This window comes from Brevibacillus massiliensis, from assembly GCF_000311785.1.
GTDB classification, from domain to species: Bacteria; Bacillota; Bacilli; order Brevibacillales; family Brevibacillaceae; genus Brevibacillus_C; species Brevibacillus_C massiliensis.
The window spans coordinates 398,119-418,287 of sequence record NZ_HE978536.1; the positions used below are offsets into that span (position 1 = coordinate 398,119).

Sequence of the window (20,169 nt, forward strand, 5' to 3'; positions counted from 1 at the left end):
GATTCACCTCGACCGTTACCATTCGCCACGGAAAGGAAGAATTCCTGCCAAACGGGAAAAATTTGCCGGATGGTGTCGCCCGTGTGATCGATCCATTATTTAGCTGGCTGTTTTTCCATATAGAACGATTGATAAGCCTCCAGGATCTTGCGGGCGATCGCACCTGACGTGTCAGCACTGTGGAATCCGTCTCTCAGGGACTTCGGAACGACGACCGCGAATGCGATCTGCGGGTTTTCATAGGGGGCAAATCCGATCATGATCGCGTTGTCGGCGCCGGTTCCGGTCTGGGCAGTCCCTGTCTTGGCCGCCACGTGAAACGGCAGACCGGCAAACGTCCGGGAGGCCGTACCGTCTCCCTGCGTTACCATGAACATCCCTTCCTGAACGAGCTTGATCCACTTCGGGTCGACGTTGACCCGGTTGAGCACCTCCGGTTCGATGGTACTCAGTACCCGCCCGGGTTGTTTGGGATCGACCGTTCCTTCGCGAATCTCTTCGACCAGGTGAGGGCGCAGGCGGTAACCGCCGTTGGCTATCGTCGCGGCGTACTGGGCCAGCTGCATAGGCGTAAACGAGTTGTACTGGCCGATAAACGCGTCCGCCAGGTTCCCGATCTCCTGGTACTGCGAGAACCAACCGGTCAGCTCGCCCGGCAAATCAATCCCTGTCGTCACACCGAGGCCGAACTGGGCGTTGTAAAAGTCAACGACGGAAAACATCGGCTTGTAGCTGCCGTATTTTTTATATCCCACATCGGCAAGGCGCATCGCCATCGCGTACATGTACGTGTTGTTTGATACCTGCAAGGCGCGTCTGGCGTTGACGTAGCCGTGGCCGCTGCGCCTCCAGTTGTACTTCTTGGTGTCCCGCCCGACGATCCAGTAGCCGGGGTCGTAGATCGTCTCGTTCGGCGTGACCAGACCTTCCTGCAAGGACAGCATGACAGACAGCGGCTTCGCCGTCGACCCGGGCGGCCACGCTCCGCGAATCAGCTTGTTTTCCTCTACGTTCCGGATCAAGGTATCGTAGTTCTCGTTAAATGCCTTGCGATCGTAATGCAGGTTCAAGTCGTAATCGGGATAGCTTGCCATCGCGAGAACTCCGCCCGTATTGACGTCCATGACGACCGCATGGGCTTCCGTCGCTTCCTTGGGCACCTTCGGATCCTTTTTCATCTCTTCCACTTTCTGCTTGAGCGCAGCTTCGACTGCGCTCTGGAAGCGCCAGTCGAGAGCGAGAACGAGGTCATTCCCCGGTTCGGCCGGCCGTTTCAAGCTCTTCTCCACCATCTGGCTGTTCTTGTTGATCTGGACCTCCATCGCCCCGTCTTTGCCTCTCAACTGCCGCTCGTAATAGCCCTCCAACCCGGATACGCCAACGCGGTCTGTCTGTTTGTAGCCTTGCGCCAGGTATTCGTTCAGGCGGCTTTCGCTGATCGTGTTGGTGTAGCCGAGGATATGGGTGGCAAAAGGCGTGCCGTCAGGATCCGGCCTGATCTGGCGGATCGGCTCGGAGATGACGCTGATTCCCGGCAGCTCAGACAAGCGCTCTTCGATTTTGGCGTCTTCTTCCGGGGTGATGTTGACTTTAATCCGCCGCGGGATGTAGCTGGCAATCCCGTAGGAGCGAATTTCGTTCAGAATCGCCATTTTGCGCCACTGATACTGACGCTGTGCGTCGTTGAACGGAAGTTTGACCTCGATGTCAAATCGGGACGCCAGACGGAGCAGCTCCATATCATCCTGCTTGGGCAGGTCCGCCGCGTCCGGAAGCAGGCGCAGCTCCTCCTTGAGGTTCTTTCTCAGGTTTTTCCGGTCGTCGTCGGCAAAGGACAACGAAAAAGACAGGTTATTGGCCACTGCGTATTTCAACAGATCGGCATTGGACATGTTGTTCCACTTCTCATCGGTAAGCACCGGCTTGACAAGCGGTTTGAGCTGTTTGATCAGCTTGTCTTGGGTCGCCTTGTCGAGGGAGGCATTGACCCGCATCCCCGTCTGGATCGCCGCCTTGGCCAATACAGGATCGGAAAATTGATCCACCTGATCCACTTTCGGCAAGCTGCTCAGCTTGGGAGCGATTTTGGCGATCAGGGCGTTCGTCTCGTCTGGCTTGAACGAAACCGGCAGGGTTGCGTGCAGTTCGACGACTTTTTTCAGCAGCTCTGAGTCCGTCCCCGGCTCTACGTCATCCATCTTCAAGATCTGGGCAAGCTTGTCTGCGAGCTGCTCTTCGTCGATATCCTGTCCCTGTTCTTTCACGTACGTCACAGTAAAGACCGGCTTGTTGTCGACGAGCACTTCGCCATTGCGGTCGACGATTCGCCCCCGCGGAGCGGGAATGGACAGCTCGCGCGTGCTGTACTTCTCAAGATCGTGCATGTACTGTTCTCCCTCTACCAGCTGCACGTAAGCGAGTCGAAGGATAATCGCCGCAAAAAACAAAAAGACGAGCAAAAACAAGATATTTAATCTCGTTGGAATATGGGACTTCTCTTTTTCCTGCTCTCCCACAGGCCCCACCTCCGATTACCACAGGGGTTAATCATGCTGTCTGTCCTTGCGCGCCAGCACCGATTCGCACATTTTTGTCATCGGCAGGTAGATGAGCAAGGCAAACACAAGGTTCAAACCGACACTGGGTAAAATTCTCTCCGTCAACATCCATTGTACATCAACTGCCGTTCCGGAAAACAATCGGAATAAACTGTACAACAGCCATTCGTGTCCGAACAGGATCACGGCCGCAGTCGCGACCACCACGGCGAGGCTGCGGTGAAACAACAGCAGCACGAGTCCGGCAAAGTAGCCGGCAACCATCATGGACAGCGTGTAAACGCCAATGACCTGCCCGTACAGCACGTCCTGCAAAAAACCGAAACACATGCCGTAGAGGAGGCCTTCCCGCCGCCCGAGGAAGAGGGCTACCATGATGATGCTAACCAGCGCGAAGCGGGGAACGGTCACCACCGATAGGCCCCAGGCGGTCGGCGAGAGCAGCTGCAGGACCGTCCCCTCCAGCAAGAACAGGATCAGAATGGTAAGTGTCAGAACAAACCGGGGCATCAACGGCCTCCCCCCAGACTTCCCGAAGTGCTGCCCGCGCCGGTGCCGGCATCAGCTGGAGTGGTTTGTCCCGATACATTCACTTGCGAGGAGGGGACGAGCTCTCCGCTCCCGGTCGTCACAAACGCCCGCTCCACTACCAAGACCTCGTTCAACTGGGAGAAGTCGGCGCTGGGCTTGATGTAGGCGGTCTGCGTCAACCCGTAGTCGCCCGGCTCTACTCTGACGACCTCTCCGATCAAGAGCCCCTTGGGAGTCACCCCGCCGAGCCCGGAAGTGACCACCTGCGACTTTTCCTGGATTTTGGGACCGAGCGGAATTTTCCGCATGATCAGAAGGTGTTCACGGGGATCGTACTCGTCTATAATCCCGTTTAGCTCCGGTTTGCCGAGAATCAAGGCGGAGATGTGATTGCTTCGGTTGGCCGCAGTCAACAGTTCGACCGTCGAGGAAAAGTTCGCGACGCTCTTCACCCGGCCGACCAGTCCGGATGAGGAAATCACGGCCATGTCTTTCTTGATACCGTTCTTGCTTCCCTTGTCGATGGTAATGACATCGTTCCACTGTTCCATGTTGCGGGCGACTACCTCGGCGACGCGAAACTCGTAGTTCTTCAACTGCGATTTGGCCTGAAGCAGCGATCGCAGGCGTTCATTTTCCGTCTCCAGCAGTTTAAGCTGGGCCGACATTTCCGCAAACTGGTCCAGGCTGGCTTTTAACTGGCGGTTTTCCTCGTAAACGTTGTACGCATCTTCTACCTCTTTTAAAAAACCAGAAAAAGCCTGGGCAGGGCGATAGAAAAAACCCTGCACCACGCTAAATGTATCCTTTAAAAATTTCTCTGGCCAAGTCAGGCTGGCCCGTTCCCGAGAGGTAAATCCGATCACCGAGATGAGCAGCACCAACCCGACGAGAAGGATAATGAGTCGCTTATTTCCGAAGAACGACATTCTTTCTGATCTCCTGTTATTATCTTCCCCGCTTGATGCGAGACGAGGTTATTCCGTGTTTTGACTTGAAGAGGTGGATGTTTTCCAAGGCGCGCCCCGTCCCGATCGCGACGCAGTCGAGCGCATTTTCCGCGACGTGAACAGGCATTCCCGTCTCTTTGCTGAGCAGCCGGTCTATATTGCGCAGCAGGGCGCCGCCGCCGGTCAGCACAATGCCGCGATCCATGATATCGGCGGCCAATTCGGGCGGACTCTTCTCCAGCGTGATCTTCACCGCATCCACGATCGCCACCACGGTTTCTGAAAGGGCTTCGGCGATCTCCGTGCTGGTGACGGAAATCGTCTTCGGCAGTCCGGTGACGAGGTCACGGCCGCGAATTTCCACGGATTCCGGCTCATCCGGAGCCATTGCCGAGCCGATCTCCATCTTGAGCCATTCGGATGTGCGCTCCCCGATCATCAGGTTGTAGCGGCGCTTGATGTACTGAATGATCGCTTGGTCCATCTCGTCCCCGGCCACGCGAATCGAGCGGCTGGTAACGATCCCCCCGAGGGAGATGATCGCCACTTCCGTGGTCCCCCCGCCGATGTCGACGACCATGCTTCCCGTCGGCTCCCAGACCGGCAGATCGGCACCGATCGCTGCGGCGAACGGCTCCTCGATGGTGAATGCCTCCTTGGCGCCAGCTTGTTTCGTCGCATCCTCCACAGCCCGCTTTTCCACCGCCGTAATCCCCGACGGCACGCAGACCATCACGCTGGGACGCCGCGAGAACATGCCCTGATTTTTTTGCGCCTGGCGAATAAAATACCGCATCATCGTAGCGGTCGTGTCAAAATCGGCAATGACCCCGTCTTTCATCGGGCGAAGGGCCACGATGTTGCCCGGCGTCCGGCCAATCATGCTCTTCGCCGCATTGCCGACGGCTTCAATCGTATTGGTATCCGTGCGAATCGCCACCACTGAGGGCTCGCGAACGACGATTCCTTTTCCTTTCACATATACGAGGGTGTTAGCGGTGCCGAGGTCAATCCCCAGATCACGCGAAAAACCGCCTATCATAAGAAAACTCCTTCCGTATTTGAAAACTTGGCCCATGCCAAAACCTCTGGCAAAGCATTGCTGCTTGCTCGCGGCCAGTTGTTCTATGAATGAAAATATCCTTGTTCCTTCAGGCTGACATAACGCCCGTCACCGATGATGACGTGATCCAGCAGGGCGATGCCGATCAGATCGCCGACTTCCCGCAAGGTCCGGGTGACCGCGATATCCTCGCGGCTCGGCGTCGGGTCGCCGCTGGGATGGTTATGTAGGCAAATAATAGAAGCGCTGCTGCGCTTGATCGCTTCCTTGAAAACTTCCCGAGGATGTACGATAGAGGCATCAAGACTTCCGACAAACACGGTTTGCTTGCCGATGACTTGATTTTTGGTGTTGAGGTAGAGGCAGACAAAATGCTCCTGTGTCAAATGCTGCATTTCGGGCATCATCAATTCTGCAACGTCACGGGGCAGACGAATCGCGACGCGCCTCTTTTGGGGGCGCTGAACCAGCCTCCGCCCCAACTCGAATGCGGCGTGCAATTCAACCGCTTTTACCGGGCCGATCCCTTTGATCCGTCTCAATTCTTCATGCGACGCCTGCACGATCCCTTGCAAATCTCCGAACACGGAGAGCAGCCGTTGGGCAAGCTCAAATGCCGTCTCCTTCTCCGAACCGGTCCGCAGCAGAATGGCGAGCAGTTCGGCATCGGCAAGCTGGCCTGCCCCTTTGTGCAGCAGCCGTTCCCGCGGACGTTCATAAATTGGGACGTTTTTCATGCTCCATTTGTTGCAGGAAATAATTTCCATACAATCTCCGCTCCCTGTTATCATCATAACGGCATGTCAAATGAGAACCGTCTAGGATGCGGGTATCTGCCGCTTACAGAAGGCTTACGCCAAACCTGGCCAACAGCCGCGCCGTGAGATGCAAAGGCAACCCGACGACGGCAAAATAATCTCCGACAATTCCCTCAACAATCGTAGAGCCGATGCCCTGAATGGCATATGATCCTGCTTTGTCCATGGGCTCGCCGGTAGCGATATAAGCGCGAATCTCCTCGTCTGTCATCGGACGAATGTTTACATTTGCAGCGCTGTGCGATACCTCTGTGCGCCCTGTATCCGCCTCGACGACGGCAACTCCGCTGTAAACCGTATGCTGCCTGCCCTGCAGTGACTGCAGCATGGCGAACGCATGCTCTTCATCGCGAGGCTTTCCCAGGATTTCGCCGTCCAGAAAAACGATGGTATCCGAACCGATGACCAGTCCGGAGGCACTTTTCCCGGCAACTTCCCGGGCCTTTTTCAATGCGAGGTACTCTACCGCCTGGTCAGGCTTCATTTCAGGAGGCACGGTTTCATCGACATTGCTGGCGATCACCGTAAATGGCAGCCCGATCGCTTGCAAGAGTTCCTTGCGCCTGGGTGATGTCGAGGCCAAAATGATCGCTGCCGAACCCTGCTTCTGCATTTCGTTCACATCCTACTTCAATCTGCGATATGCCCAAAAACCAAGGGCCAGTCCCAACAATCTCGCTAAACTTAGTTTTACCTGAAAGTGTAAATCATACTGCAAAACAACCAAGTCCGCTGCCGGCGACCACGTAATCACCTCGGTTACGTTCAAAAACGGCAAGTACGGTCCCAGCACTTCCCCCAAAATGTTGCCCAGGATCGTGCCCAAAACGAGCAGAATCAGGAGCTTCAGCGTCTCTTTTCCCTTCATTCTCCTCTTCCTTCAATTCCTCAGCAAAAGGTTGGTAGTGTAGCTCAAGTAACCAACACTTAGTGTAGCAAATGGAGGTGGGGAGGACAATCCTATACTACAAAAAGACAGACCCTCCTGCAATGTTTCTGCGAGAGGGTCTTTTTGCCAAAAAGCTATCCAAGCTGCCGGGTAAAATTCATGTAATTTTCATAATAGCGGAGGATCCCGCCCTGGGCCTGCCAGGCATAGGGCTGCGCGTTGTCCGTCTTCGCCTTTGTCATAGCCGTAAATGCCTGATTGATGCCGTTTACCATCTCCGTGACAAACGGCTTCCACTGCTCGGGAATCACCGCCTCACAAGCCCTGCTCTCCTCGAGGAACCTCAAGTGCAGTTCCTTTGCGCTTGCTTCTTCCTCCTGGGGGATCCGTTTTTGGCCCTGGCTGTCGTTTGCGACGCGGCTTGAGAGGATCGACAGACTCCGGGCCAATTCGCTTCCCGTTGCAAAAAACCGCTCCAAGGGATCGATCACAGAACCTCCCGCCGAAGCCCCGGCCGCCTGGTTCGATCCTAGCTGCTTGTCACCGGCGGGGAAGACTAATTCCCTGACATGCACTTCCATCTGCTTATTTTTTAGCACCGACCCGAGTCCAAGAATGTCGTCGCGTGTTGGAGCTGTCGCCACAAAGACGTAGTGGTCTCCCTGATGTTCGTACAGGAAATGAGGCAATCCCTGCTTCTGCAGGCTATCGACCGCCGATTGCGCATTCGCCTTGTCCTTGAATACGCCTACTTGTGCCATGTAGACCGAAAGCTGCGGCAGGTGAAGGCTGGCGGGTGCACCGGCTGGATCTTCCGCGGCAGGCGTTGCGCTCGCCGGAACGGTTGAGTCGTTCCCCGCTGTCTTTGCGCCGGATGGCGTGCCGGCCGGATTTGCGGCTGTCAAGGTCTGGAAGGTCCCGTCCAATACCGTCTGGTACGTTTTTGTCACCTGCTCCTGCTGAAACACGGACATCGCTCCAAAGCCGAAGAGAAGCCCCAGCGAAACGGCGCTTGCTGCAGCCAGGAGCAGCGAGAACGGCGGTTTTCGGGACGGCCGCCAGCCTTCCCAGGAAAAATGCGGGGGATCATCTGCCGCCTGCCCGCTGTAAGTCTCTTTCCCTTCATCGCTGCTTTCGTCCAAAAGGACGTACTCCCGCGGCTCTGAAGCCGGGACTTCCAGCTGCAGCCTTCTGAGGCGGGTAAATGCGTCCTCCCCCTTCGGGAGCCCGGGCTGTGACCCGGTAAAATCGCCGCCCCGGTCCACTGCAGGAAACGTCCACCGTTTTGGCTCCGGGGCTGCAGGTGCATGAGCGGGAGCGGCCTGCCCCGCCGTTTGCTTTTGCCGCTCGGTAATATCCGCGCCATTCAATTTAATCGAAATCCGTCCGGTCCGTTTTGGCTCCAATCCCAAAACCTCCTCGCCTTAGAGCTCTAGTAGTACTAGCATACGAGGACAGACAGGAGGTTATGCCAACAACGAGGACAAAAAGTGCGGCAGCCGAGCCGCGAGGGAGGGGCCGCCAAGGTAAACGGCGAGCGAGCCTGCGGCGATGAAAGGGGCCATCGGCACTTCTACTCTTTTTCCTCTCCCTTTGATCGCACAGAGGCTAAGCCCGTACAGGCAGCCAAGCCCGGCGGACAGCAAGGCGGCGCATGCAAACTTCGGCATACCCAGAAAGAGGGCGACAACAGCGTACAGCTTTACATCCCCGCCTCCTATCCCGCCTGCAGGCAGCCGTGCCAGCAGAAGCAGCAGAGCAAAACTCGCAGCCATCGCCATCAGGTGCGGGCCGACGGTGCGATCAGCCGGAAAAAGGCAGCGCAGGAGAAAGAATGCCGCCCCAAAAGGAACGATCACCCGATTCGGGATCAGGCGAAAACGCACATCGGTGACGCTGACGGTTGCCAGCATCGCGGCAAACAAAGCCCCCATCAACGACTCCCGGCCAGTGCCGTATACGACGCCGGTCCACGCAAAGACGCCCCCGGCGGCCAGCGCTGTCAGCATCATGAAAAATACGCCCGCCCTGGCATGCTTTTTTTCGCCATCGCCTCCCGAGCGCATCCCCAGGCAGAAGCAGGAGGCGCCGGCGAGCAGGCCCAGCAGAAAGAACCCGAGCAGAAAACTGAAAGCCGGCATGCCATCCCCCCTTTTTTGACTGTATCAGGAAAAACTTCCGTGAACCAGTATCCTGATACAGCTAGAAAAGCATCCGCTAAAGAAGAACCAGCTTCTCCGAAAGGGCATCTTTAGACGCTTTTCTTACTGCAGACCGCGGAGACATTATAGCCTTGCCGATGGCACAAAAAAAACCGTGCAGCTTTCACTTCTGCACGGTCTCCTCCATTATGCGAGTTTGTCTAATTGTTCCACAAACCAATAGGCTGACTTCCAGATGTCGCCCGCCCCCATCGTAATCACCAGATCACCCGGGCGAAGATGCCGGAGCAGATGTTCCTGCACTTCTTCTTTTGTCGGGATGTACAGGGCGCCCGGATGGCTGTTTGCGCGAATCTTCTCTACCAGTACTTGCGAATTGACGCCGTCAATTCTTTTTTCGCCGGCTGGAGAGTATATGTCCGTAATAATCACTTCATCCGCTTCCCGGAAAGCGCGGCTGAATTCTTCCATGAGAAAATAGGTTCGGGTATATCGCTGGGGCTGGAATACGCAGATGACCCGCCGGCCGGAAGCACGCGCACCTCCCAGCGTCGCCATGATCTCGGTCGGATGGTGGGCGTAGTCGTCCACCACCAGGACACCGCTCGCTTCGCCGATGACCTGAAACCGGCGCTTCGCTCCGCGGAACGTCTCCAGTGCTTTGGCGATCTGGGCAAAGGACAGGCCTGTCTGCATGCAGACGATGATCGCGGCCAGCGCATTGGCCACGTTGTGTTTGCCCGGGATATGCAGGACAAGCTCGCCCAAGCAGTCCTCTCCCGCCCACACCTTGCAAGCGGTTCGCCGGTCGCCGCAGACGATATCCGTGGCCGTGTAGTCGGCTTTGAACCTGTCAGGGTGAATCGCGTACGTCAGCGCCTTGCTCCCCAGTTGCGGTATGAGCTCGCGAACGTGTGGGTCATCCACGCACAAGACCGCCAAGCCGTCCGGTTTCAGATGGCTCAAAAACTTTACATAGGCCGCTTTCAGATTGGCGAATTGACCGTCAAAATGCTCGAGGTGATCTGCTTCGATATTCGTCACAACGGCAATCTGGGGACGGTATTCCAGAAACGACCCGTCACTCTCATCCGCTTCGGCGATGACGTACTCGCTTTTTCCCGCCTTTGCGTTCGTCCCGGCGTTCATTAATTCGCCGCCGATGATATACGTGGGATCCACGCCGCACACATCCAAAACGTGGGCAATCATCGAGGTCGTGGTGGTCTTGCCATGCGCTCCGGCGACAGCCACCCCGGTTTTTTCATTCAACATCTTTGCCAGCATTTGTGAACGGTGCAATAGGGGAATCCCTTTTGCCTGTGCTTCAATCACTTCTGGGTTGTCTTTCGGGATACTAGTGGAATAGACCACGAGATCGGCACCATTGACATTGGCTGGATCGTGACCCACCGTAATAAAGGCTCCCCTCGCTTGCAATTTTTGGGCTAAGTCGTTCAAGGCGACGTCGGAGCCGGTCACTTTAAAGCCAAGGTCAATCAGGACGCGGGCGATGGCGCTCATGCCATAGCCGCCGATGCCTACAAAGTGGACGTGATTTGTCTGATCCACCCTATTCACCTGCCTCTTCAATGGGAATGGGGAAGAAAGAGCGCACTTGTGCAATAAAGTAAAGCGATCCGCAGACGATGAACACATCATCCGGATGCTCTGTCTCATGCTGCCAATTGCGGAGCAAGGGGCGCCAATCGAGCACCTCTGTCACTCGATCGGCGGCAATCCCTGCCGTTATAAAGGCATCTGTCAGCATCTTTGGGGGAGCGGCGCGGTGAAACTCAAAGGATGTGACGTACACCCGCTCCAGACGGCTGTCCAGCTGCTTCCAGGCAGCCGCCATGTCAGCGAGTGGCTTATCGGCCAGCGCGGCAACCAGCAGATGCAGCCTGGCCTCCTCAGGCAGCAGTGCCGATACGCTTCGGACCAAGGCCGTCATGCCCTCTTTGTTGTGTGCACCGTCCAACAGAATCAACGGGTGTTTTGCAACGACTTCTAGACGTCCCGGCCACCGAGTTTGTTGCAGTCCGCTCGAAATTTCTTCTTCTTCGATAAGGTAAGCGAAAAACTGGCGCAGCAAATCCAGCACCATTAAGGCAACGGCGGCATTTTTCAGTTGATGCAGACCAGGCAGGTGAAGGACGTACTCGGACTCACCCCGCCGATGGAAGCTGCAGTAGCGAAAGGACTGTTCCTCCAACCCTTCGATCCGCTCCACCTGCACGTGAAAATCCCGGCCCAGCTGATACAGGGTCGCACGCTTTTCCTGTGCGATTCGTTCGATCTCTGCCAGGGCCACTGTCCCCGCTTCACCGACCACGACGGGAACTCCCGGCTTGATAATCCCGCCTTTTTCCCGGGCAATGTCCGAAATCGTCGGACCGAGGACATCCGCGTGGTCAGTCCCCACATTGGTAATCACCGAGACCAGCGGGTGGACGACATTGGTCGAGTCCATCCGCCCGCCCAGGCCAGTTTCCCAAATCACCACCGCCGGACGCGTCATATTGGCAAAGTAGAGCAGGGCCATGACGGTAATCACTTCAAATTCCGTCGGCGATCCGTACTCCGTTTCGACGCAGCACCGGTCGACGAGAGGTTTTATTTGATTGGCTAACGCAAGCAAATCCTGTTCCGAAATCATCTCGTTGTTATAACGGATCCGCTCGCGAAAATCAAGCACGTACGGTGAAGTAAACATCCCAACGGTGTAGTTGGCTTCCCGCAGCACCTGGGATAGCATCGCGCACGTGGATCCTTTGCCATTGGTCCCGGCAACGTGGACAAACGCCAGGCGCCGCTCGGGATGCGAAAGCTGCTCCAGCATCCATTCCATTCGCTCCAAGCCCGGTTTCTGTCCAAATCGAAGCAGGCTGTGAATCCACTCTAGCGCTTCGTCATAGCTGGAAAACAATTGATGCCCCATTGTAAGTTAACTCCATTCTCATAAATATGAACGTACATCCAGGTTCATACCTAAGCCTCTAGTTCGGCCAGTCGCGCAACCACTTTGTCCCGTTTATCGATATAATCCGCCATTTTTACTTTCTCTTCTTCAATCACTTTTGCCGGAGCTTTCGCGATAAAACCGGGATTGTTCAGCTTTTTCTCGATGCGCTCTACTTCCGCGCGCAGGGTGGCAAGCTCTTTTTCCAGCCGCTTCCGCTCCTGGTCGAGGTCGATCAAGCCGGCCAGCGGGAGGAACAGCTCCGCTCCAGTCACGACAGCAGACATCGCCTTTTCCGGTGCGTCAAGCTCCTGCTCGATCACCAGTTTTTCCGGGTTGCAGAAGCGGACGAGGAACTCCTCTCCGCGCTTCAACCGCTCCAGTGACACGGTATCGCCCGCTTTGATCAACAGCTCGATTTTCTTGGACATTGGCACGTTCACTTCCGCGCGGATGTTGCGGACGCTGCGGATGACATCCATCAGCAGGGTCATCTCCGCTTCTGCCTCAGGGAAGCTTCGTCCCTCATCCGCTTTCGGCCACGGAGCGACCGTGATGCTGTCGCCTTCGTGCGGCAGCGCCTGCCAAATTTCCTCGGTAATGAACGGCATGAACGGGTGCAGCAGGCGCAGCGTCTGGTCGAGGACCGTGACCAGCACGGATTGCGTCGTCCGCTTGGCCGCCACGTCGGTGCCGTAGAGCGGCAGCTTCGCCATTTCGATATACCAGTCGCACAAATCATCCCAGATGAAGTTGTACAAGACCCGGCCCGCCTCGCCGAACTCATAAGCGTCCATCAGGCGGGTAACATCGCTGATCGTCGCTTGCAGCCGGGTAAGAATCCACTTGTCGGGTGTGGACAGCTCTCCCGACAAATCGATATCCTGGTGGGCAAAGCCTTGCAGATTCATCAGCGCAAAGCGCGAAGCGTTCCAAATCTTATTGGCGAAGTTGCGGTTGGACTCCACCTTCTCCCAGTAAAAGCGCTGGTCATTTCCCGGGGAGTTGCCGGTCGCCAGCGTAAAGCGCAGCGCGTCAGCCCCGTATTTTTCGATCACTTCCATCGGATCGACGCCATTGCCGAGCGACTTGGACATCTTGCGGCCCTCCGAATCGCGGATGATGCCGTGAATCAGCACCGTGTCAAACGGCTTTTGCCCGGTAAATTCCAGGCCGCTGAAGATCATTCTCGCCACCCAGAAAAAGATGATATCGTAGCCGGTGACCAGCACATTGGTAGGATAAAAGTACTTCAGGTCCTCCGTCTCGTCCGGCCAGCCAAGCGTCGAGAACGGCCAAAGCGCCGAGCTGAACCAGGTGTCCAAAACGTCTTCATCCTGTTTCAGGTCGTGCCCGTGACAGTTCGGACACTCACTGACGTCCGTTCGCGACACGATCTCGCTGCCGCAGTCGCCGCAGTACCAGGCAGGAATCCGGTGGCCCCACCAAAGCTGCCGGGAGATGCACCAGTCGCGGATGTTTTCGATCCAGCGCAGGTAGGTATTCTTGAAGCGTTCGGGTACGAACTTGACGCTCTCGTCGCTGGCAGCGTTGGCTAAAGCAGCGTCGGCCAGCGGCTGCATTTTGACAAACCACTGGGTGGACAGGTACGGCTCTACGACCGCATCGCTGCGTTCGCTGTGTCCGACCTGGTGGATGTGTTCTTCAATCTTGAACATCACGCCCTGCTCGGTCAGATCGCGAATGATCTGCTTGCGGCAGGCAAAGCGGTCAAGTCCCTGGTAAACTCCGGCGTTTTCATTCATCGTGCCCGTCTCATCCATGACGATGATCTGCGGGAGATTGTGGCGCAGGCCCAGCTCAAAGTCGTTCGGATCGTGGGCCGGCGTAATCTTTACGGCACCGGAGCCGAATTCGGGATCGACGTAGTCGTCCGCCACAATCGGAATTTCCCTGCCGACAATCGGTAGGATGACCGTCTTGCCGACGAGGTGCCGGTAGCGCTCGTCGTCCGGGTGCACAGCGACAGCGGTATCACCCAGCATCGTCTCCGGACGGGTGGTGGCCACCTCGATGTAGCCGATGCCGTCCGAGAGCGGATAGCGCATGTGGTGCAGGGCGCCTTTTACTTCTTTGTAGATCACTTCGATGTCGGACAGGGCCGTGCGGGCTACCGGATCCCAGTTGATAATCCGCTTTCCGCGGTAGATCAGCCCTTTTTCGTACAGGCGGACAAACACTTCGCGAACCGCGCGGGAAAGCCCCTCGTCCATGGTAAACCGCTCGCGGGAATAATCGAGCGCCAGTCCCAGTTTTTCCCATTGTTCGCGAATGTGCTGGGCGTAGACGTGTTTCCACTCCCAGACCTTCTCCAGGAATTTTTCGCGTCCCAGGTCGTGGCGGGAAATCCCCTCTTCCCGCAGGTTGGCTTCCACTTTCGCCTGAGTGGCAATGCCGGCGTGGTCCATCCCCGGCAAAAAGAGCGCACTGTAGCCCTGCATGCGCTTCGCCCGGGTGATGATGTCCTGCAAGGTCGTGTCAAGAGCGTGTCCAAGGTGCAGCTTTCCCGTCACGTTGGGAGGCGGGATTACAATCGTAAACGGACGTTTGTCCGGGTCGCGTTCAGCCTGAAAAAAGAGATTCCGGATCCAGTACGGATACCATTTCGCCTCGGCCGCCTTGGGATCGTAGTTTTTTGGAAGCTGCTGGTCATGTGAGTCAGATTGCGCTTGCATAACGTTCCTCCTTTGCCAAAATAAAAACCCCTCTCATCCAAAGGACGAAAGGAGTTATTCCGCGGTACCACCTTTGTTAGCGCAGCAGGCAGCCGAAGAACCCCGGCCTTGTTGCGCTCACTTTTACCTGATAACGGCTGTCCACCGACCCCGGCTACTTGTGGGTTCGCCGGAGCTGCTCACAGGCGACCTTCGACTCGTCACGCCTTAGAGAATCTCGCAGCAATTGATTCTCCCTCTCTGACAAGGGTAAAAAGTCTACTCTTCCCGTTCATCGCATCTCTTCTATGCATCGCTTTCTCAACGATATTATAAGCGACACTCCCGGCTTCGTCAATTTTTACCGCTCATATCCGCAGGTGCTTACTTTGACTCCGAGCGCTTCGACAAAGCCAAGCACCCGCAATATATCAAGAATGTCCTCCTGGACATTCACGATCTCCACGTGCTTTCCGCTGGCGAGCAGCTCTTTGGTGGTGTAAAACAGATTGCCGATCCCCGACGAATCTACGAACGTCACCCCGTGGAAATCGAGGATGACAGATTGTTTCCGCTGGCCTACCTCGCGGATCAGATTGCCCAGTTTCTCGCCGACAGCCATGTCCAGTTCCCCTTTAATTGTCACCAATGCCTGCTTTTCCATCTCCTGCACTTGATAGTTCATCACTTGATCTCCTTTCACCTCAACTTACATTAGCTGATCTCTTTTTCTGCGTCTTTCAAAATTGTGTGTATCAAGTTTCTGAACAATCCAAAGTAACACTTTTAACCTGATGTATAGTTCAATTCCCCGAAAAGAGGTTGTTAAAACGTTCCCCTCCGTTCGGCTGCGATGTGTTCAATCCGGAGTTTACGCCAGGTGTAACTCCAAGACGAGTTTTGTCCCTTGCGGGGTCGAGTTTATCATTAATTTGTCCGCGTATTGCAGCATGACGTGAAACCCGGCACCAAGCGATGCCCGGGTGGAAAAACCGTGAACCAGAGCGGCTTTTGGCAGATCGGCGAGAGAAATGCCCTGTCCCTTGTCAAAAACGACCACGCGGCACACCTGCTCCACTTCATTGACGTAAATCTCCACACTTCCGCTTTGTCCGTGTGTCAACGTATTGGTCGCCGCCTCATTGACCGCCACCACATAATGGAGCAGCCTTTTCGACGGGAGCCCAAACGGACCAAGCAGCTCGCGCAGTACTTTCCGCAAGTGAGCCAGATCCGCCGGGTGCTGCATATGAACGGTGCCGTACTTCTTGCTGGAGCGAATCAGCTCATACAGCTGCTCGTCCTGCAAAAGCATCAGCTTCTCGCCAGTGACGACAGACAGGATGTCTTTGTAAAGCTGCCATTCCTGCTGCTTTCGTATGCGTTCAGCGAGAATCGCCTCCGTCACATCGATGATCGCTATGCCGCAGGAGCGGTCTGACATCGGCACGATATGGGTATCGAACACCTTGTTCAACTGTTCGGAAAACAGCTGTTCCCGGATCGGGTTTCCGCTGGCTACGGAATCTTTGCAGAGGCGTTTCAGCTGGTCCCAATTGGCGCCGCCGAGCGGGATGTCGCCCAGTGAACGAAACTGCCCCTTGTCCCAGACAAACATGTAGATGTCGTGAATTTGCCGAAGGATCGACAGTTTGTCCAATTCCCGTTTGACCGCTTCCAGCTGTTTTTTGTTCAGCCCAGACGCCCGCTCCAGTATGGCCGCCGGCTCCAGTTCATGGGTCAGGTGCCAGTGTTGAAACTCTTCCAGCAAAAGCCGCTCTAAAACCTCTTCCTTGCGCAGTACCTTTTCGATATCGAGAACCATGTAACGGGAATCGCGCGGAGCGGAAACGGTCGAGCCAATAATGCGAAAATCGGTGGCCAAATCCACTTCGTAACGGTCGCTCACAAGCGGCTCTTTTGACGCGATGCCAATGGCCAGACGGCTGACTGCCCTCAATTCGCCCGAAACGCGCTCTCCCGTCGACAGTCGAAGCAGTGAAACAGGCCGAGGAGGAAGCACTTTGTATGCCATTTCCCCACAGTTAAGAAGAGCCAAGCATCTGCGGCAGGACGGATGAGCGGGACATTGATCACACAGAAACATCCTCGATTCCTCCTCTCTCTCCCTTTCCAGGGGCCTTCACATCAAGGATCAGAACCGAGATATCGTCATTCTGCTGCTGCTGTCTGGTCTTTTTCCAGATCTCACGCTCGAGCAGAGCGATTCGGTCCTTCTCCCTGGCTTGATCTGCCTTTATCACTCGTCCCAGCAGCTTCAGCCACTTTTCGGAGTCGGGTATCTGTCTCCCCCGTCCAAGATTGATCAATCCATCCGTGTACAAGAGCAAGGTAAAATCTTCCTCCACCTTCCATTCATCCAGTGGATACTCTGCCGCAAGCGACAGACCCAGCCCCATTCCCCTGGCACAGGTGAGGTGTATCTGCTTTGTGCCCGACAGGTAAAACGGGGCCGGGTGACCGGCACGGCTTATCCGCAGCACCATTTCCTGATGATCGAAAACCGCAATCAACATCGTGATGTAGGAGCGTGTTTCCGACAAATCTTCGTACAACAGGTGATTCAGCCTGACCAGCATCTCGTCAGGCGATGTACACATCTGCACCACGGCCCGAAAGGAATTGCGGATACCCGTCGTCAGCAGGCTGGCGGGGATGCCGTGTCCCGAGATGTCGGCGATGAGAAAACAGGTGTAGCGCTCGTTTATGGAAAAGTAGTCTACGTAATCGCCGCCGATGTAAGCAGCGGGGATGTAGACCGCCTTCGCCTGCACGTCTGGCAAAACCAGCCGGTTTTTGGGGATCAGGGAAAACTGAATGCGCGAAGCCAGCTCCATCTCTTGTTCCATCAGGCGCAGCCCCAGGGACTGCTGCTCCTGAAGACAGCGCATGATCAGGCGGCTGACGTAAATCGCCAACAGTTGATAGAACGATCTGACTTCCTCCGTCGATTCGTCCGTCAGTGCCTCCACCGCCACATATCGGGGAGACAGCGGGGTGTCGCGCTCCTTGTCGACGATCAGGCGAACCAGCACATACCCCTCTTTATACCGCTCGGGCTGTGAACCGCGTTCCGTCTGATAGTATATTTCCCCCCGTTCGGATTGCAGTGAAACCCGTAAAAATCTCATTCCGATCATAGTCATATACCAAACGTCCACGATCTGCTCGATCTTTTGATGCAGGTTTTCATAGCTGATCGGCTGCATGGTATGTTCATTGCTTTTCATCAGCAGTTCCTCATAGCTCTGTTTCAGCTTCAACACCCGGGACAAATCTTCATTTTTCTTGCGAATTTGCGCCAAATTTGTCTCGAAGTGCCGTTCCAGATTTCGGGTGAATTGGAACGACTGCTCCAGAACTCCTCGCTTTTCATGTTGTAAAATCAGCCATCGAAACGTCAGTAAAACAGTGTACAAACCCAACCCCCAATTCCGGATGGCGTCAGGCGGATAGACAAGCACGCCAAATACAGCTATCGCAGAATAGAAAAAGACCAATCCCTGATAGTGGCTGTAGACGAGGATCTGTTCATGGGTATGCCGGGATACGTCACACCCGCACTCCTGCCCGGGCTGGGCAGACTGTTTCCCAAGGCCCGCACAGACGGCGACGAGTGAGGCAGCCCCGAGGAAAAACAGAAGCGGGCCGGGTAGCCAAGGTCCCTGCGCCAGGATCAACCAGAACAAAATCGTCCCCGCTAATGAAAGCAGGCTGTACTCTCTAAGTCCGTGTTTCCGGCGGGCAAAAACCAGGACGGCAATACCCGAGACGGCAAGGAACAAACGGGGAAGGACGTCATCGCCAAAAGCAAAGTGCAGGAGAATCAGCAAACCGACATCGCACGCACTTTTCCAGCGATCAAAGTAGGAGGACGGCAGCAGTGGGTACCTGCGCAAAGCCAGCAAGGCAAATGCGTAGGCCAGGCCGTTCGAGAGAAAGGGTACGATCATGCGGGAGGAGGGGCTGTCCGGCGATAAGAGCCCGCCAAGACCCCAGAAGAAAAACGCTCCTCCCAGCAAAAATCCATAGCCATACCGGCAGCTGCCCGCACCTGTCAAACGGGATGCCAGCAAAACATAAAGCGAAACAAACAGGCTGAAGGCATACAACATTGTCTGCCAAACCACTACTTCAACCCCTTCCATACGGTCCCTTTGGGCTGCAGCGGATGGCTGCTCCGCTTCCAAGCGACATAACATCCTTTAATTTGACAGATTTAGTGGATATCCTTCTTTTTAAAACGGCCCCCTTTTACGTCGTGAATGTTTCCGATCGCCAGAAACGCGTTGGGATCGGCATCCTCCACGATCGTTTTCAGCTTCGCTTCTTCCAGGCGGGTGATGACGCAAAATACGACCTTCTTGTCATCTCCCGAGTATCCGCCTTCGCCGTGAAGGTAGGTGACCCCCCGGCCGAGACGGGCCAGCAGCGTATCGCCGATCTCCTGAAATTTATCGCTGATAATCCAGACAGACTTGGACTGATCAAGCCCCGCGATGGTGACGTCGATCATCTTATAGGCGATAAAATAGGCGATCAGCGAGTACATCGCGCTGTTCCACGAAAAGACAAAGCCGGCGCTGCCGAGGATGAACAGGTTTAAAAACATGACGATCTCGCCGACGGAAAACGGGGTCTTTTTGTTGAATAAGATCGCGATGATCTCCGTCCCGTCAAGCGAGCCGCCGTTGCGGATGACCAACCCGATGCCGATCCCCATGATAACTCCGCCGAACACCGCCGCCAAGAGGGGATCCTCCGTAAAGGCGGTTACCGGGCCAAGCAGGTAGGTTCCTACCGACATGACCGCGACCCCGAACAGGGTGGATATCGCAAACGTCTTGCCGATCTGTTTATATCCAATGATCAAAAAAGGAAGGTTGATCACGAACAGGAACATTCCCAATTGCAGGTGCGTAAAGTGCGACAGGATGATGGAAATACCGGTGATCCCGCCATCAATAATGTTGTTGGGAACCAGGAAAACTTCCAAGCTGACTGAGTACAAGATTGCGCCAATTACAATAAAAACCGCTCGTCTGATAATTGAGGCAAGCGAATGCGGGTGATGTTTTTTTAAGTCTCTAACACCATTTTCTGACATTTATACAGACACTCCTCCTACTCCAAATTACATTTGACTATTATACCGTATTTTTCCGCCGAGCGCTAAACCTGAACTCTCCGCAAGGCAAATTCCGCACAAAGGTACCGGTATCCGTACGCTTGCATAAGCTGAAATGAGGTGATGACCGTGAATCAACGTTGGAGGTTTAACCACCATTTGTACCGCATCAAGAACGTTTGCCGCCAGATTATCGTACCTCTGATCATCTTCCAATTCGTGCGCACCATCATCGTCCCCAGCACATTTGACGTTATCATTCTCGGCCTGCTGGCGGCGGTTCATTTAGCCATTACCTTTGACTGGATATGAACGTAAGCGCAAAAAATCCCCCTTCCATCTCCTGCTGCCGGAACGCAGCGCACGCCTTTGAAGGGGGATATTTACTTCCAGTATGAAAAGCTTCGATTGA

Annotated in this window: 17 protein-coding genes and 1 other annotated feature; of the genes, 1 reads left to right on the forward strand and 16 read right to left on the reverse strand. The window is 55.4% G+C overall.

Annotated elements, in window-relative coordinates; genetic code table 11:
- Window positions 1–95: 95 nt before the first annotated feature.
- From HGBM_RS26715 to HGBM_RS05895, 16 genes are all read right to left on the reverse strand, one after another.
- Window positions 96–2,516 (reverse strand): peptidoglycan D,D-transpeptidase FtsI family protein, encoded by a 2,421-nt coding sequence (locus tag HGBM_RS26715; protein ID WP_019120151.1) that lies wholly within the window; start codon window positions 2,514–2,516, stop codon window positions 96–98.
- A 27-nt stretch (window positions 2,517–2,543) separates the two neighbouring features.
- Entirely contained in the window at window positions 2,544–3,068 is a 525-nt protein-coding gene (gene mreD / locus HGBM_RS05825) for a rod shape-determining protein MreD (RefSeq protein WP_019120152.1), read from the reverse strand.
- Window positions 3,068–4,018 carry a rod shape-determining protein MreC gene (mreC, locus tag HGBM_RS05830; RefSeq protein WP_019120153.1) on the reverse strand — a complete coding sequence of 317 codons (951 nt, stop codon included), beginning with the start codon at window positions 4,016–4,018 and terminating at the stop codon, window positions 3,068–3,070. Before mreC ends, mreD begins: the two co-directional genes overlap by 1 nt.
- Window positions 4,019–4,037: 19 nt before the next feature.
- Complete coding sequence (locus HGBM_RS05835) at window positions 4,038–5,081, reverse strand: rod shape-determining protein (protein ID WP_019120154.1); 1,044 nt, start codon at window positions 5,079–5,081, stop codon at window positions 4,038–4,040.
- A gap of 83 nt (window positions 5,082–5,164) precedes the next feature.
- On the reverse strand, window positions 5,165–5,869 hold the full coding sequence (gene radC, locus HGBM_RS05840) for a RadC family protein (protein ID WP_019120155.1): 705 nt from the start codon (window positions 5,867–5,869) through the stop codon (window positions 5,165–5,167).
- A gap of 73 nt (window positions 5,870–5,942) precedes the next feature.
- Window positions 5,943–6,533 (reverse strand): Maf family protein, encoded by a 591-nt coding sequence (locus HGBM_RS05845; RefSeq protein ID WP_019120156.1) that lies wholly within the window; start codon window positions 6,531–6,533, stop codon window positions 5,943–5,945.
- A 12-nt stretch (window positions 6,534–6,545) separates the two neighbouring features.
- On the reverse strand, window positions 6,546–6,788 hold the full coding sequence (locus HGBM_RS05850) for a DUF4321 domain-containing protein (RefSeq protein ID WP_019120157.1): 243 nt from the start codon (window positions 6,786–6,788) through the stop codon (window positions 6,546–6,548).
- A gap of 155 nt (window positions 6,789–6,943) precedes the next feature.
- On the reverse strand, window positions 6,944–8,215 hold the full coding sequence (locus tag HGBM_RS26720) for an SPOR domain-containing protein (protein ID WP_019120158.1): 1,272 nt from the start codon (window positions 8,213–8,215) through the stop codon (window positions 6,944–6,946).
- A gap of 60 nt (window positions 8,216–8,275) precedes the next feature.
- The gene (locus tag HGBM_RS28810) at window positions 8,276–8,950 is read right to left on the reverse strand and encodes a prepilin peptidase (protein WP_019120159.1); all 675 of its coding nucleotides are present in this window, start codon (window positions 8,948–8,950) and stop codon (window positions 8,276–8,278) included.
- A 207-nt stretch (window positions 8,951–9,157) separates the two neighbouring features.
- Complete coding sequence (gene murC / locus HGBM_RS05865; RefSeq protein ID WP_019120160.1) at window positions 9,158–10,543, reverse strand: UDP-N-acetylmuramate--L-alanine ligase; 1,386 nt, start codon at window positions 10,541–10,543, stop codon at window positions 9,158–9,160.
- Window position 10,544: 1 nt separating this feature from the next.
- Entirely contained in the window at window positions 10,545–11,912 is a 1,368-nt protein-coding gene (locus tag HGBM_RS05870) for a bifunctional folylpolyglutamate synthase/dihydrofolate synthase (RefSeq protein WP_019120161.1), read from the reverse strand.
- A 50-nt stretch (window positions 11,913–11,962) separates the two neighbouring features.
- On the reverse strand, window positions 11,963–14,629 hold the full coding sequence (locus HGBM_RS05875) for a valine--tRNA ligase (protein ID WP_019120162.1): 2,667 nt from the start codon (window positions 14,627–14,629) through the stop codon (window positions 11,963–11,965).
- Between the two features lie 37 nt (window positions 14,630–14,666).
- Window positions 14,667–14,913: a binding site (T-box leader), on the reverse strand.
- A 56-nt stretch (window positions 14,914–14,969) separates the two neighbouring features.
- On the reverse strand, window positions 14,970–15,293 hold the full coding sequence (locus HGBM_RS05880; RefSeq protein WP_019120163.1) for an STAS domain-containing protein: 324 nt from the start codon (window positions 15,291–15,293) through the stop codon (window positions 14,970–14,972).
- Between the two features lie 186 nt (window positions 15,294–15,479).
- Window positions 15,480–16,643: an ATP-binding protein gene (locus HGBM_RS05885; RefSeq protein ID WP_245552884.1), complete on the reverse strand. Its 1,164-nt coding sequence runs from the start codon at window positions 16,641–16,643 to the stop codon at window positions 15,480–15,482.
- 58 nt (window positions 16,644–16,701) lie between these two features.
- Window positions 16,702–18,819 carry a PP2C family protein-serine/threonine phosphatase gene (locus tag HGBM_RS28815; RefSeq protein WP_019120165.1) on the reverse strand — a complete coding sequence of 706 codons (2,118 nt, stop codon included), beginning with the start codon at window positions 18,817–18,819 and terminating at the stop codon, window positions 16,702–16,704.
- Window positions 18,820–18,848: 29 nt separating this feature from the next.
- On the reverse strand, window positions 18,849–19,736 hold the full coding sequence (locus HGBM_RS05895) for a YitT family protein (protein WP_019120166.1): 888 nt from the start codon (window positions 19,734–19,736) through the stop codon (window positions 18,849–18,851).
- Between the two features lie 144 nt (window positions 19,737–19,880).
- Between HGBM_RS05895 and HGBM_RS05900 the strand changes: the two genes are divergently transcribed.
- A complete protein-coding gene (locus HGBM_RS05900) occupies window positions 19,881–20,069 on the forward strand; it encodes a hypothetical protein (RefSeq protein ID WP_035286459.1) in 189 nt (62 codons plus the stop codon).
- The last annotated feature ends 100 nt before the right edge of the window (window positions 20,070–20,169 follow it).

Excerpts from the sequence above, each read along its gene's own strand:
- mreD (WP_019120152.1), bottom strand. The coding sequence starts at position 3,068 with ATGCCCCGGTTTGTTCTGACACTTACCATTCTGATCCTGTTCTTGCTG.
- mreC (WP_019120153.1), bottom strand. The coding sequence starts at position 4,018 with ATGTCGTTCTTCGGAAATAAGCGACTCATTATCCTTCTCGTCGGGTTG.
- HGBM_RS05835 (WP_019120154.1), bottom strand. The coding sequence starts at position 5,081 with ATGATAGGCGGTTTTTCGCGTGATCTGGGGATTGACCTCGGCACCGCT.
- radC (WP_019120155.1), bottom strand. The coding sequence starts at position 5,869 with ATGGAAATTATTTCCTGCAACAAATGGAGCATGAAAAACGTCCCAATT.
- HGBM_RS05845 (WP_019120156.1), bottom strand. The coding sequence starts at position 6,533 with ATGCAGAAGCAGGGTTCGGCAGCGATCATTTTGGCCTCGACATCACCC.
- HGBM_RS05850 (WP_019120157.1), bottom strand. The coding sequence starts at position 6,788 with ATGAAGGGAAAAGAGACGCTGAAGCTCCTGATTCTGCTCGTTTTGGGC.
- HGBM_RS28810 (WP_019120159.1), bottom strand. The coding sequence starts at position 8,950 with ATGCCGGCTTTCAGTTTTCTGCTCGGGTTCTTTCTGCTGGGCCTGCTC.
- HGBM_RS05870 (WP_019120161.1), bottom strand. The coding sequence starts at position 11,912 with ATGGGGCATCAATTGTTTTCCAGCTATGACGAAGCGCTAGAGTGGATT.
- HGBM_RS05875 (WP_019120162.1), bottom strand. The coding sequence starts at position 14,629 with ATGCAAGCGCAATCTGACTCACATGACCAGCAGCTTCCAAAAAACTAC.
- HGBM_RS05880 (WP_019120163.1), bottom strand. The coding sequence starts at position 15,293 with ATGAACTATCAAGTGCAGGAGATGGAAAAGCAGGCATTGGTGACAATT.
- HGBM_RS05885 (WP_245552884.1), bottom strand. The coding sequence starts at position 16,643 with ATGGCATACAAAGTGCTTCCTCCTCGGCCTGTTTCACTGCTTCGACTG.
- HGBM_RS05895 (WP_019120166.1), bottom strand. The coding sequence starts at position 19,736 with ATGTCAGAAAATGGTGTTAGAGACTTAAAAAAACATCACCCGCATTCG.
- HGBM_RS05900 (WP_035286459.1), top strand. The coding sequence starts at position 19,881 with ATGACCGTGAATCAACGTTGGAGGTTTAACCACCATTTGTACCGCATC.